Genomic DNA, 13,048 nt, shown 5'->3' on the forward strand with positions numbered 1-13,048 from the left:
CGTCACCACTCGATGCCCCGCTGGCCCTTCTGGCCCGCGTCCATCGGATGCTTGACCTTGGACATGTCCGTCACCAGGTCGGCGGCGTCGAGGAGCTTGTCCGGCGCGTTGCGCCCGGTGATCACCACGTGCTGGGCGCCCGGCCGGTGCCGCAGCACCTCGACGACCTCGTCGACGTCGACCCAGCCCCAGTGCAGGGGATAGGCGAACTCGTCGAGCACGTACAGCTTGTACGTCTCGGCGGCCAGGTCCCGCTTGACCTGCTCCCAGCCCTCGCGGGCCTTCTCCTCGTTGGTCGAGTTGTCGCCCTGGAGGCCGCGCTGCACCCAGGACCAGCCCTCGCCCATCTTGTGCCAGTCGACGGAGCCGCCCTCGCCGGACGCCCCCAGCACGCGCAGCGCGTTCTCCTCGCCGACCTTCCACTTCGCCGACTTGACGAACTGGAACACCCCGATCGGCCAGCCCTGGTTCCAGGCCCGCAGGGCGAGCCCGAACGCGGCGGTCGACTTGCCCTTGCCGACGCCGGTGTGCACCACCACCAGCGGCCGGTTGCGGCGCTGGCGGGTCGTCAGTCCGTCGTCCGGCACGACGCTCGGCTGTCCCTGCGGCATTACGCGGCCCTCCTCGAAGTCCCCTGCACGTCCTTGACCAGCCCGGCGATGGAGTCCGCCCGCAGCTCCTCCAGCGTGACGGCGGCGCCGCCCAGCTCATCGGCCAGCCGCCCGGCGAGCCCCAGCCGCACGGGCCCGGACTCGCAGTCCACGACCACGCAGGCGACGCCGTCGGCCGCGAACAGCCGGGCCGCCCGCCCCGCGAGAGCGACCGGCTCCGGGCCGCCGGTGGCCCGCCCGTCGGTGACGACCACGACCAGCGCCCGGCGCGCCGGATCGCGCAGCCGCTCCACCCGCAGCACGTCGTGCGCCTTCAGCAGCCCGGCGGCCAGCGGCGTGCGCCCGCCCGTGGGCAGCGACTCCAGCCGCACGGCGGCGGCGTCCACCGACGAGGTCGGCGGCAGCGCCAGATCGGCCGCGGCCCCCCGGAACGTCACGAGCCCCACCTTGTCCCGCCGCTGATAGGCGTCGAGGAGCAGCGACAGCACCGCGCCCTTCACCGCGCTCATCCGCTGCCGGGCCGCCATCGACCCGGAGGCGTCGACCACGAACAGCACGAGGTTGCCCTCGCGCCCCTCCCGGGTCGCCTGCCGCAGATCGTCCCGCCGCACCACCAGGCCGGGCCCGCTGCGCCCCCGTGCCCGCTGGTGCGGCGCGGCCGCCTGCACGGTCGCGGCCAGATGCAGCTTGGTCAGGGCGCCCCGGGGCCTGCGCGCGCCCGTGGTGCGGCCGTGCTCGGTCCGGGCCCGCGACCGCCGTCCGGCGGCCCCCTCGCCGATGCCCGGCACGCTCAGCACCTTGGTGCGGAACGGCTCGGCGGCCCGTACGGCCGACCGCTCGGAGGGCCCCGACGGCTGCGGTGCGCCGTCCTGCCCGGCCTCGGGCCGCGCCCCCGCGTCACCGCCGTCCGGAGCGGCGTCGGGGGCGGGCCGGCCGCCGCCTCCGCCGGGCCCGTCGTCGTCGGGACCGCCGTCGCCGCGGCCGTCGTCGCCCGGGTCGTCGTCCGGTGGGCCGGCGTCGTCACCGGGGGCGCAGTCGTCGCGGCCGCCGAACTCCTCCAGCGTCTCGTCGAGTTTGTCCTCGTCGAGGCCCGGCGCGTCGAAGGGATTGCGCCGCCGCCGGTGCGGCAGCGCCAGCAGCGCGGCCTGCCGCACGTCCTCCGCGAGGACGTCCGTGCGCCCGGCCCAGGCGGCCAGCGCGGTGGCCGTGCGCGCCATGACGATGTCGGCCCGCATGCCGTCCACCTCGAATGCGGCGCAGGTCGCCGCGATCTGCCGCAGCGCCGCGTCGCCCAGCCGCACCGACGGCAGCAGCGCACGCGCGGCCGCGATCCGCGTACGCACCGCGGTTTCCTCGTCCGCCCAGCGCGCGGCGAAGGCGGCCGGATCGTCGTCGTAGGCCAGCCTGCGCCGGACGACCTCCACCCGCAGGTCGGGCTCGCGCGAGGCGGCCACCTCCACCGTCAGCCCGAACCGGTCCAGCAACTGCGGCCGCAGTTCGCCCTCTTCGGGGTTCATCGTGCCCACGAGCAGGAACCGCGCCGCGTGCCGCACGGAGACGCCCTCGCGCTCCACGTACGAGGCGCCCATCGCGGCCGCGTCCAGCAGCAGGTCGACCAGGTGGTCGTGCAGCAGGTTGACCTCGTCGACGTAGAGGATCCCGCGGTGCGCGTCCGCGAGGAGCCCCGGCTCGAAGGCCTTGACGCCCTCGGCGAGCGCCCGCTCGATGTCGAGGGCGCCGACCAGCCGGTCCTCCGAGGCGCCCACCGGCAGCTCGACCGTGCGCGCGGGCCGCGTCTCGAACGCCCCCGGCTCGTGCGGGCCGTCCGGGCAGGCCGGGTCGGGGGAGCCGGGGTCGCAGGAGAACCGGCAGCCCACGACCACGTCCAGGGCCGGCATCAGCGCCGACAGGGCCCGTACGGCCGTCGACTTGGCGGTGCCCTTCTCGCCGCGGACCAGCACGCCGCCCACCGCCGGCGACACGGCGTTCAGCAGCAGCGCGAGCCGCAGGTCGTCCTGGCCGACCACGGCCGTGAACGGGAAAGGAGTGCTCACTTCTGGTCGTCCTCCAGATCGCCTTCCAGCTCCAGGTAGGTGGCGCGCAGCCGCTCGATCGTGTCGGCGTCCGGCTCCGCCCACAGACCGCGGTCGGCGGCCTCCAGGAGTCGTTCCGTGATCCCGCGCAGCGCCCACGGGTTGGACTTCTTCATGAAGTCGCGGTTGTCCGCGTCGAAGACGTACTCCGCGCTGAGCTTCTCGTACATCCAGTCGTCGACGACCCCGGCGGTGGCGTCGTAGCCGAAGAGGTAGTCGACGGTCGCCGCCATCTCGAACGCGCCCTTGTAGCCGTGCCGCCGCATCGCCGCCATCCAGCGCGGGTTGACCACCCGGGCGCGGAACACCCGGTGCGTCTCCTCGCCCAGCGTGCGCGTCCTCACCTGGTCCGGAGTCGCCGAGTCGCCCACGTACGCCTCGGGGCTGGCGCCCGTCAGATGACGCACCATGGCGACCATGCCGCCGTGGTACTGGAAGTAGTCGTCGGCGTCGACGAGGTCGTGCTCGCGGGTGTCCACGTTCTTCGCGGCCACGGCGATCCGCCGGAACGCCGTCTCCATGTCCCCGCGCGCGGCCCGCCCGTCGAGCCCGCGCCCGTAGGCGTATCCGCCCCAGACGGCGTACACCTCGGCGAGGTCGGCGTCCGAGCGCCAGTTGCGGGCGTCGATCAGCGGCAGCAGACCGGCCCCGTACGCCCCCGGCTTGGAGCCGAAGATCCGGGCGCTCGCGCGCCGCCGGTCGCCGTGAGCGGCCGTGTCCTCGTCGACGTGGGCGCGCACGTAGTTGGAGTCCGCGGGCTCGTCCAGCTCGGCCACCGCCCGCACCGCGTCGTCGATCAGCCCGACCACGTGCGGGAACGCGTCCCGGAAGAAGCCGGAGATGCGGACGGTGACGTCGATGCGCGGCCGGCTCAGCTCCGCGAGGGGGACGATCTCGAAACCGGTCACCCGGCGCGAGGCGTCGTCCCAGACCGGGCGGCAGCCCAGCAGCGCCAGGATCTCGGCGATGTCGTCGCCCTGGGTGCGCATCGCCGACGTGCCCCACACGGTCAGGCCGACGGACTTCGGGTACGCGCCGGTGTCCGTCAGGTACCGCTGCACGAGGGAGTCGGCGAGTGACTGCCCGACCTCCCAGCTCAGCCTGGACGGAATGGCCTTGGGGTCGACGGAGTAGAAGTTGCGGCCGGTCGGCAGCACGTTGACCAGACCGCGGGTGGGGGACCCCGAGGGCCCGGCGGGCACGTAACCGCCGTCCAGCGCCTTGAGGATGTGCCCGATCTCGTCCGTCGTCCGGGCGAGCCTGGGCACCAGCTCACGGCAGGCGAACTCCAGCACCGCGACGGCGTCCGGCAGTTCGGCGCCCACGACCTCGCGCACGAGCGCAGCGCACTCCACGACCGCCCAGTCCCGCGCCTCCATGCCCTCCGCGACCCGCCGGCACAGCTGCTCCAGCAGGTCGATCGCGTCGGCCGCGGACCGCGACGGTCCCTCGACCAGATCGGTCAGCTCCAGGGGCGCCTTCACCGGCGCGCCCGGCTCGGCCAGCAACTCCTTCTCGTCGAGCCCGAAATGGGCCGCGAACGACGCCCTCAGACCCGGCAGCGCGTGGGCCTGCCCGCCCCACACCTGCGAGGCGCGCAGCACGGCCAGCACCAGGTTCACCCGCGCCTCGCCGACCGGCCCGCCGCCCAGGATGTGCAGGCCGTCACGGATCTGCACGTCCTTGATCTCGCACAGATAGCCGTCGATGTGCATGACGAACTCGTCGAACGCGTCGTCGTCGGGCTGATCGTCGACATGCAGGTCGTGGTGGAGCTCGGCGGCCTTCACCAGCGTCCAGATCTGCGCGCGCACCGCCGGCGCCTTCGCCGGGTCGAGGTCACTGACCAGCGCGTACTCGTCGAGCAGCTGCTCCAGCTTCGCCAGGTCGCCGTAGGTGTCCGCCCGCGCCATCGGCGGGACGAGATGGTCGACGACGGTGGCGTGCCCGCGCCGCTTGGCCTGGGTGCCCTCACCCGGGTCGTTGACGATGAACGGGTAGACCAGGGGCAGTTCGCCGAGGACGGCGTCCGGCGCGCAGCCGCCGCTCAGCCCGAGCCCCTTGCCCGGCAGCCACTCCATCGTGCCGTGCTTGCCCATGTGCACGATCGCGTCCGCGCCGAAGCTGTTCTCCAGCCAGCGGTAGGCGGCCATGTAGTGGTGCGACGGCGGCATGTCGGGGTCGTGGTAGATCGCGATCGGGTTCTCGCCGAACCCGCGCGGCGGCTGGATCATCACCACCACGTTGCCGAACCGCAGGCAGGCCAGCACGATGTCGTCGCCGTCGACGTACAGGGAGCCCGGCGGCTCGCCCCACGCCTCCAGCATGCCCTCGCGCAGCGCGGGGTCGAGCCGGTCGAACCAGGCCCGGTAGTCGGCCAGCGGCACCCGCGCGGGCGCGGCCGCGAGCTGCTCCTCGGTGAGCCACTCCACGTCGTGGCCGCCGGCGTCGATGAGCCGGTGGATCAGCTCGTCGCCGTCGTCGGGATGCCCCTCCACCACGTAGCCCGCGTCCCGCAGCGCGTCGAGCACGCGCACGGCCGAGACGGGCGTGTCCAGGCCGACGGCGTTGCCGACCCGCGAGTGCTTGGTCGGGTAGGCGGTGAAGACCAGGGCGAGCTTCTTCTCGCCGTTCGGCTTGTGCCGCAGCCGGGCGTGCCGGACGGCGATCCCGGCGACCCGGGCGGCCCGCTCGGGGTCGGCGACGTACACGGGGACGTCGTCGGGCCCCTGCTCCTTGAAGGAGAACGGGACCGTGACGATCCGCCCGTCGAACTCCGGGATCGCGACCTGCATCGCCGCGTCCATGGGGGACAGGGCCGCGTCGGACGCCTCCCACGCCGCGCGCGAGGACGTCAGGCACAGCCCCTGGAGCACCGGCACGTCCAGTTCGGCGAGCGCGCCGACGTCCCAGGCCTCCTCGTCGCCGCCCGCCGACGCCTGCGAGGCGTGCGCGCCCCCGGCGGCGAGGACGGTGGCGACCAGGACGTCGCAGCGGCCGAGGATCTCGTACAGCCCGGAGTCCGCGCCGCGCAGCGAACCGCAGTACACCGGCAGGGCGTTGGCCCCGCGCGCCTCGACCGCTTCGCACAGGGTGTCCACGAAGGCGGTGTTCCCGCTCAGCTCGTGGGCCCGGTAGAACAGCACGCCCACGGTCGGCCGGCCGTCACGGAGTCCGTAGGAGCCGTGGACGCCGAACTCCGGCATCGCGCGCGGCTCCTCGAACCCCTCGCCGGTCAGCAGGACGGTGTCGGACAGGAAGCGCGCCAGCTCGGCCAGGTTGGCCGGACCGCCCGCGACGAGATACCGCAGCGCCTCCGCCACCACGCCGGCCGGCGCCGACGACTCGGCCATCAGCTCGGCGTCCGGCACGCTCTCCCCGCCCAGCAGCACGGTGGGGACGCCGGACGCCTTCAGCACGGCGAGGCCGTCCTCCCAGGCGCGCTTCCCGCCGAGCAGCCGGACGACGGCGATGCCGGCGCCGTCGAGCAGCGCGGGCAGTTCCCGCGCGACGTCGACGCGGGTCGGGTTGCCGATCCGGTAGTCGACGCCGGTGGCGGCCCGGGCCGCCAGCAGATCGGTGTCGGCGGTCGACAACAACAACACTGTGCTCATGCGGGCGCTCCCGGTGGAATGAAAGGCAGTCCTTGCGGCGCGCCCGACTCGATGAGCCGCCGGAGCGCGTCCGTGTCCGCGTGCTGTTCGATCAGGTCGCCGAGCCGGTCGAGCTGCTCCTCGCGCAGCCCGGCGAAGGAGGTGTCGGGGGCCGGCGTGAACCGGCGGCCCGCGGCGGCCGCCACCTCGCGCAGGAACGCCCGCCGGAACCCGTCCGACTCCAGCGAGCCGTGCCAGTGCGTGCCCCAGGTCTGCCCGACCCGGCAGCCGTCCAGGCCGCGCCCCTCGTCGTCGCGGATGAAGGTGTCGCCCCCGTTGACGTCGGCGACCCCGTGATGGATCTCGTAGCCCTCGACCCGCTCGCCGAGGGCCTCCCCGACCGGCCGGGTGAGGGTCTTCTCGCGGGCGAACCGCACCCGGACGGGGAGGATCCCGAGCCCGTCGACCCGCCCGCGCCGGCTCTCGACGTCGTCCTCGATGTGCTCGCCGAGGATCTGGAAGCCGCCGCAGACGCCGAGGACGGGCCGCCCCTCGGCGGCCCTGCGCAGGATCGCCTCGGCCAGGCCGCGTTCACGCAGCCACTCCAGCGCCCGCACCGTGCCGCGGGTCCCCGGGATCACCACCAGGTCGGCGTCGGCCAGCTCCTCCGGACGGTCCACGAACCGCACCACGACGCCGGGTTCGGCGGCCAGCGCGTCCACGTCCGTGAAGTTCGACATCAGCGGGACCGCGCAGACGGCGACGCGCAGCACGTCCTCCCCGACCGGCGCGGCGGTGTTCGACTCGCGCACGGTGCCGCGCAGCGACACCCTCAGGCCGTCCTCCTCGTCGATGCCGAGGCCGTGCCGGAACGGCAGCACGCCGTACGTGCGCCGCCCGGTGAGCCCGTGCAGCATGTCCAGGCCCGGCTCCAGCAGGGAGACGTCGCCGCGGAACTTGTTCACGAGGAACCCGGCGACGAGCGCCTGGTCCTCGGGGGACAGCAGCGCGACGGTCCCGAAGAACGAGGCGAAGACCCCGCCGCGGTCGATGTCGCCCACGACCAGCACGGGCAGCCCGGCATTGCGGGCGATCCCCATGTTGACGATGTCCGTCCGCCGCAGATTGATCTCGGCGGGACTCCCGGCCCCCTCACAGATCACCGCGTCATACGTGCCCCGCAATTCGGCGAGACAGTCGAGAACGGTCCCGAGGAGCTGCTGCTGCCGCCCGCCGTGGTAGCCGCGGGCGCTCATCTCGCCGACCGGCTTGCCCAGCAGCACCACCTGACTGCTGCGCTCCCCGCCGGGCTTGAGCAGCACGGGGTTCATCAGCGCGGTCGGCTCGACCCGGCAGGCCTGCGCCTGCATGGCCTGCGCCCGCCCGATCTCGGCGCCCTCGCGCGTGACGAACGAGTTCAGCGACATGTTCTGCGCCTTGAACGGCGCGACCTTCACCCCCTGCCGGACCAGCCACCGGCAGATCCCGGCCGTGACGACGCTCTTGCCGGCGTCGGAGGTGGTGCCGGCCACCAGCAGGCCCCCGCTCATGACATATGCCCCTTCCGCGCGTCGAGCGCCCTTGTCGCGGCCCGGCGCGCGGCGACGGTCACGCCGAGCGCGAGCAGGCCGACGCGGCGCGAGAGCCGCGCCGCACGTTCGATGTCCCCGGCGACGACGGGCCGCCCGGCCGCTCCGTTCAGCACGGGCCGGTGCTCGACCCGGCCGCCGTACGACAGGCTCCCGCCCAACCGCACCCCGAGGGCGCCCGCGAAGGACGCCTCCACCGGGCCGGCGTTGGGACTGGGGTGCCTGCGGGCGTCGGCGCGCCAGGCCCGCACCGCGCCCCGGGGGTCGTCCCCGGCGACCGCGGCGAGCACGGCGGTCAGCCGCGCCCCGGGCCAGCCGGCGACGTCGTCGAGCCGCGCCGACGCCCATCCGTAGCGCAGATGGCGCGGCGACCGGTGCCCGACCATGGCGTCGAGGGTGTTGACGGCGCGGAACCCGGCCAGCCCCGGCACACCGGCCACGGCCCCCCAGACCAGGGCGCCGACGACGGCGTCGGAGGTGTTCTCGGCGACGGACTCCACGACGGCGCGCGCGATCCCGTCGGCGTCCAGGGCCTGCGGGTCGCGCCCGCACAGCCGCGGCAGCCGTTCCCGGGCCTCGTCGACGTCCCCGGCCTCCAGGGCGCGCGCGATGCCCCGCGCCTCGCGCACGAGGGAGGCGCCCCCGACGACGGACCAGGTGGCGGCGGCGGTCAGGGCGACGGACGCGGCGGGGGAGCGGCGTACGGTCCGCGCGGCGACGGCCCCGAGGGCGACGGCGCCGCCCGTGCACACCGCGGTGTGCAGGGCGCCCCAGCCCCGGTGGTCCCGCCACAGCAGCCGCTCCACGGCGCCCGCGGCCCGCCCGAACGCGGCGACCGGATGCCCTCGGCGGGGGTCGCCGAGGAGCAGGTCGCCGAGGAGGCCGGCGGCGGCGCCGTACGCGTGAACGCGATCGGCACCCATCGGCTCAGCCGGCCGTGCGGGCGGCCGACGGGCTGGGGGTGGCGCGCGAGGCGCTCGACGGGCAGCCGAACATGGCTATGTGTCCTCACTCAGGGTGTCCACGCCCTGGTTCGACGAGACCGCGGCGAGAGTTCCTGGCTCCCGGGGGTTACTACCCCGGTGACAGTGGCGGGACCGCGCCGGATTCACACCGGCTTCCTCTTCTGCCGCCGTACATGGCCCGGGCAGTCCACCACGGGCCCGGAAGGGCCGTCAACTTGCCGTTGACCTGCGGGGGGAGAGTGTGCAGAACCCCACACGCGGGCGATCGCCGCGGTCACACGCGAAGGGGTGCGGGACGGCGACCCGTCCCGCACCCCTCGGTGTTCCTGTTTCCCTTGCCCCGATGTCCGGGAGCCCAGGCGTCCTGGTGGCCCGTCAGGCCACGATCAGGGAGATCCCGTACGCCACCGCCGCCGCGCAGGCGGCGAAGCACGCGTACGCGCCCGTCACCGCGAGGGCGGCCGAACCGCCCTCGGCCGTGGCGCGCTCCCGGCGCGACAGGCCCATGATGCCGAGGGTGAACAGGGCCACGAGTCCCACGGTGACCACGAGGCTGACGCCGAACACGGAGCCCAGGGCTGCCCAGTCGATCTTCATGACGCTTCTCTTCCTTCGTGCCGGACGAGCCGGATCAGACGGCCGCGGCCGGCGGCACGGCGGGGACGGCGGACTCCGGGACCGCGACCGATGCCGCGACCGGGGCCGGGGAGGGGATGGTCGCCGTCAGATCGTCGGCGAGGGAACCCGCCGGGGGCGGGGCGACGGCCGCGATCGCCGTCGTGACGACGCCCGCGGGCTCCTCGGCGTCGTTGACGTTGGACGCGTCGACGACCTCGCGCCGGGAGATCTTCCAGATGGCCGCGCTGGAGGCGATCAGGAAGACGGCCACCACGGCCGTGCCCCAGTCGCCCAGGCCGGTCACCGTCTCGGCGAGCGCGCCCACCAGGGCCGCCGCCGGCAGGGTCAGGCCCCAGGCCACGAACATGCGGGTCGCCGTGGACCAGCGGACCACGCCCCCCTTGCGGCCCAGGCCCGCGCCCATCACCGAACCGGAGACCGAGTGGGTGGTGGAGAGGGAGAAGCCGAGGTGGGAGGAGGCCAGGATGACCGTGGCGGCGCTGGTCTGGGCGGCGAAGCCCTGCTGCGGCTGGAGTTCGGTCAGGCCCTTGCCCATGGTGCGGATGATGCGCCAGCCGCCGAGGTAGGTGCCGAGCGCGATGGCCATGCCGGCCGAGAGGATGACCCAGGTGGGCGGGTCGGAGTCGGGGGCCACGGCGCCGCCCGCGACCAGGGCGAGGGTGATGATGCCCATCGTCTTCTGCGCGTCGTTGGTGCCGTGCGCGAGGGAGACCAGCCCGGCCGAGGCGATCTGGCCGGTGCGGTAGCCCTTCGCGGCGGCCCTGCCGTCGGCCTTCTTGCCGAGGGTGTACGACAGCCGGGTGGCGAACATCGCGGCGACGCCCGCCACGATCGGCGCCGCCACCGCCGGCAGCAGCACCTTGGTGACCAGCACGTCACCGTGGACCGCACCGCTTCCGGCGGAGGCGACGGTGGCGCCGATCAGACCGCCCATGAGGGCGTGGGAGGAGCTGGAGGGCAGGCCCACCAGCCAGGTCAGCAGATTCCAGAGGATCGCGCCGACCAGGGCGGCGAAGATGACCTCGGGACGGATGCCGGTCTCGTCGACGAGACCCTTGGAGATCGTGTTGGCGACCTCCACCGAGAGAAAAGCGCCCACAAGGTTCAGCACGGCGGACATCGCCACCGCGACCTTGGGTTTGAGTGCACCGGTCGAGATGGTCGTGGCCATCGCGTTGGCGGTGTCGTGGAAACCGTTCGTGAAATCGAACGCGAGTGCGGTGATAACCACAATCGCGAGGATCAGCGAGAAGTTTTCCATTTACCCAGGCAATCGTTCGAAGTCATTGGTGTGTCGACCGTAGGCAATCCGGGTGAACGGAAGATGAACTGGGACGGGCGTCGGGGTGTCGTTCTCCGGGGCTGTTCCGCGCCCCGTCCGACGGCCCTCCCACCGTGCCCGGCGCGGCAGTTGACCGCTCGCCCGCCGGCCCGCGCCGCCGGGCACGCGGAAGGCGCCGCGACCGGCCCCGGGAACCGCCGTGCCCTGGCAGGATCGCGGTATGGCCGAGCAGCGAAGCGAGCAGACGCACGCCCCGGATCCCGGGCCCGGCGGGCAGGGCCCGACCCCGCGCCGCACACGGCGCGCGACCCCCGAGGAGGCGCGGGCCTGGGAGGCGCTCGTGACGACGGCACGCCGCACGGTGACCGACGGCCTCGTCGTCGGCACCAGCGGCAACGTCTCCGTACGCGTCGCGGACACCGTGCTGGTCACCCCGTCCGGAGTGCCCTACGACCGGCTCGCCCCGGACGACGTCACCGGCGTCGACCTCGCCGGACGCCAGGTGCTCGGCGCCCTGGTCCCGACCAGCGAACTGCCGATGCACCTCGCCGTGTACCGCTCCTGCGACGCCGGGGCCGTCGTCCACACCCACGCCGTGCACGCCACGGCCGTCTCGACCCTCGTCCCGGAACTCCCCCTCGTCCACTACATGGCGGGCGCCCTCGGCGGCCCCGTCCGGGTCGCCCCCTACGCCACCTACGGCACCGAGGAACTGGCCGAGAACATGCTCCGCGCGCTCGACGGACGCAGTGGTTGCCTGCTCCAGAACCACGGCACCCTCACCCACGGCGCCACCCTCGACCAGGCCTACGACCGCACCGCCCAACTGGAGTGGATGTGCCGTCTGTGGCTCACGGCCTCGTCCGTCCCCGGCCACACCCCGACACTGCTGACGCAGGCCCAGCTGACCCGGGCGACGAGCCGCCTCCGCACCTACGGCCAACACCCCTGACCCCGCACCCGGCCGGCCGCCTCCGCGCCGCCTTGTCCGGCCGCCGCGCCGGGGTCTGTGACCCCGCGCGCGGGCCCGCTGCCAGGCGGGCGTCACTCCGCGCGGGTCCACCACTGGCCGTCGTGGGTCTCGGCCTGGAGACTGGGCGGGTGCGCACTGTCACAGCGACGGCAGCCGCCGTCACCGCAGCCCTGGCCGCCGGCGCCGCCAGTGTCGCCGTCGGCCGGCTCGCCAGCGACGCCGCGCTGAAGGCGCCGCCCGGCCGGCCCCTGCCCACCGAGCCCCGGCTCACCGTGCACGGCACGGCAGCCGGACAGATCACCCTCACCCGCGACCTGGCCGCCCTGCGCCCCGGCGCCTACGGCCTGTCGGGCAACGGCTCGCACGCGGTCGTCGGCCCGGTCCTGCCCACGGCCCCGCACCCGGTCGACACCGTGGTGCGCCGGCTGGAGCGCGTCACCCACGGCTCGCTGAACTCCGGGGACGCGGTCTGGCTGACGCCGAACCTGCACGTCGGCAACCCGGGCAGTGCCCTCGGCCTGGACCACGCCGACGTCGACGTCCCCGGCGAACTGGGCAACCTGCCCGCCTGGTTCGTGCCCGGCGCCCGCCGCACCTGGGTGATCGCCGTGCACGGCCTCGGCGCCACCAGGGAACACGCCCTGAACCTCATGGGCTTCCTGCACCGCCGCCGCTTCCCCGTCCTCGCCCTCGCCTACCGCGGCGACCTCGGCGCCCCCCGCTCGCCCGACGGGCTGAACCACCTCGGCGCGACCGAGTGGCGCGACCTCGACGCGGCCATGCGGTACGCCGTGCGCTACGGCGCGGAACGCGTCGTCCTGCTCGGCTGGTCCACCGGCGCCGCCATGGCGCTGCGCGCCGCCGCCGACTCGGGCCTGCGCGACCTCGTGTCGGGGCTCGTGCTGGACTCCCCGGTCCTCGACTGGCGGACCACGCTGCGTGCCCTCGCCGCCGCCCGGCACACCCCCGGGGCCCTGCTGCCGCTCGCCGTCCGCGCCGCCGAGGGCCGCACCGGCCTGCGCCCCGGCGCCGGCGACCCCGCGGCCGCGGCCGCCGCCTCCGGCCGGCTGCGGGTGCCGGCGCTGATCGTGCACGGACCCGACGACGCGGTCGCCCCCTGGGGCCTCTCGCGCCGCCTCGCCGCCCGCCGGCCCGACCTCGTCACCCTGCACACCGTGCCGGGCGCCCCGCACGGCGCCATGTGGAACGCCGACCCCGCCGCCTACGAGGAGGCGCTGCGCCGCTTCCTGACCCCGTTGATGTGAGCCCGCGCCCCCGCCCCGCCGCCGGTCCGCCCCGCACG

General features: G+C 74.7%; 9 protein-coding genes and 1 riboswitch. Of the genes, 2 read left to right on the forward strand and 7 right to left on the reverse strand.

The annotated features are described in order from the left end of the window. Positions 1 to 2: 2 nt before the first annotated feature. The 7 genes from cobO to ACGFSH_RS05935 all read right to left on the reverse strand — a co-directional run bounded on the left by cobO (position 3) and on the right by ACGFSH_RS05935 (position 10,751). Positions 3 to 611, reverse strand: a complete 609-nt coding sequence (gene cobO, locus ACGFSH_RS05905) for a cob(I)yrinic acid a,c-diamide adenosyltransferase (protein ID WP_393345321.1) — start codon at positions 609 to 611, stop codon at positions 3 to 5. Then, a complete protein-coding gene (locus ACGFSH_RS05910; protein ID WP_393345323.1) occupies positions 611 to 2,665 on the reverse strand; it encodes a putative cobaltochelatase in 2,055 nt (684 codons plus the stop codon). Before ACGFSH_RS05910 ends, cobO begins: the two co-directional genes overlap by 1 nt. Continuing rightward, positions 2,662 to 6,318 carry a cobaltochelatase subunit CobN gene (gene cobN, locus ACGFSH_RS05915; RefSeq protein ID WP_393345325.1) on the reverse strand — a complete coding sequence of 1,219 codons (3,657 nt, stop codon included), beginning with the start codon at positions 6,316 to 6,318 and terminating at the stop codon, positions 2,662 to 2,664. Before cobN ends, ACGFSH_RS05910 begins: the two co-directional genes overlap by 4 nt. Continuing rightward, a complete protein-coding gene (locus ACGFSH_RS05920; protein WP_393345327.1) occupies positions 6,315 to 7,847 on the reverse strand; it encodes a cobyric acid synthase in 1,533 nt (510 codons plus the stop codon). Before ACGFSH_RS05920 ends, cobN begins: the two co-directional genes overlap by 4 nt. Continuing rightward, positions 7,844 to 8,809 carry a cobalamin biosynthesis protein gene (locus ACGFSH_RS05925; RefSeq protein WP_393345329.1) on the reverse strand — a complete coding sequence of 322 codons (966 nt, stop codon included), beginning with the start codon at positions 8,807 to 8,809 and terminating at the stop codon, positions 7,844 to 7,846. The genes ACGFSH_RS05920 and ACGFSH_RS05925 overlap by 4 nt, the downstream gene beginning before the upstream one ends. Positions 8,810 to 8,916: 107 nt before the next feature. Then, positions 8,917 to 9,059, reverse strand: a riboswitch (cobalamin riboswitch). Positions 9,060 to 9,226: 167 nt separating this feature from the next. Continuing rightward, positions 9,227 to 9,448, reverse strand: coding sequence for a hypothetical protein (locus ACGFSH_RS05930; protein WP_393345331.1), 222 nt, complete (start codon positions 9,446 to 9,448; stop codon positions 9,227 to 9,229). Between the two features lie 34 nt (positions 9,449 to 9,482). Continuing rightward, entirely contained in the window at positions 9,483 to 10,751 is a 1,269-nt protein-coding gene (locus tag ACGFSH_RS05935; RefSeq protein WP_393345333.1) for an anion permease, read from the reverse strand. Positions 10,752 to 10,992: 241 nt separating this feature from the next. Here ACGFSH_RS05935 and ACGFSH_RS05940 point away from each other — a divergent pair, with 241 nt between their 5' ends. Both ACGFSH_RS05940 and ACGFSH_RS05945 read left to right on the forward strand, forming a co-directional pair. Then, positions 10,993 to 11,724 carry a class II aldolase/adducin family protein gene (locus tag ACGFSH_RS05940; RefSeq protein WP_393345335.1) on the forward strand — a complete coding sequence of 244 codons (732 nt, stop codon included), beginning with the start codon at positions 10,993 to 10,995 and terminating at the stop codon, positions 11,722 to 11,724. A gap of 149 nt (positions 11,725 to 11,873) precedes the next feature. Next, positions 11,874 to 13,010: an alpha/beta hydrolase gene (locus ACGFSH_RS05945; RefSeq protein WP_393345337.1), complete on the forward strand. Its 1,137-nt coding sequence runs from the start codon at positions 11,874 to 11,876 to the stop codon at positions 13,008 to 13,010. The last annotated feature ends 38 nt before the right edge of the window (positions 13,011 to 13,048 follow it).

Source organism: Streptomyces sp. NPDC048481, from assembly GCF_043200075.1.
In the GTDB taxonomy this organism is placed as follows: Bacteria; Actinomycetota; Actinomycetes; order Streptomycetales; family Streptomycetaceae; genus Streptomyces.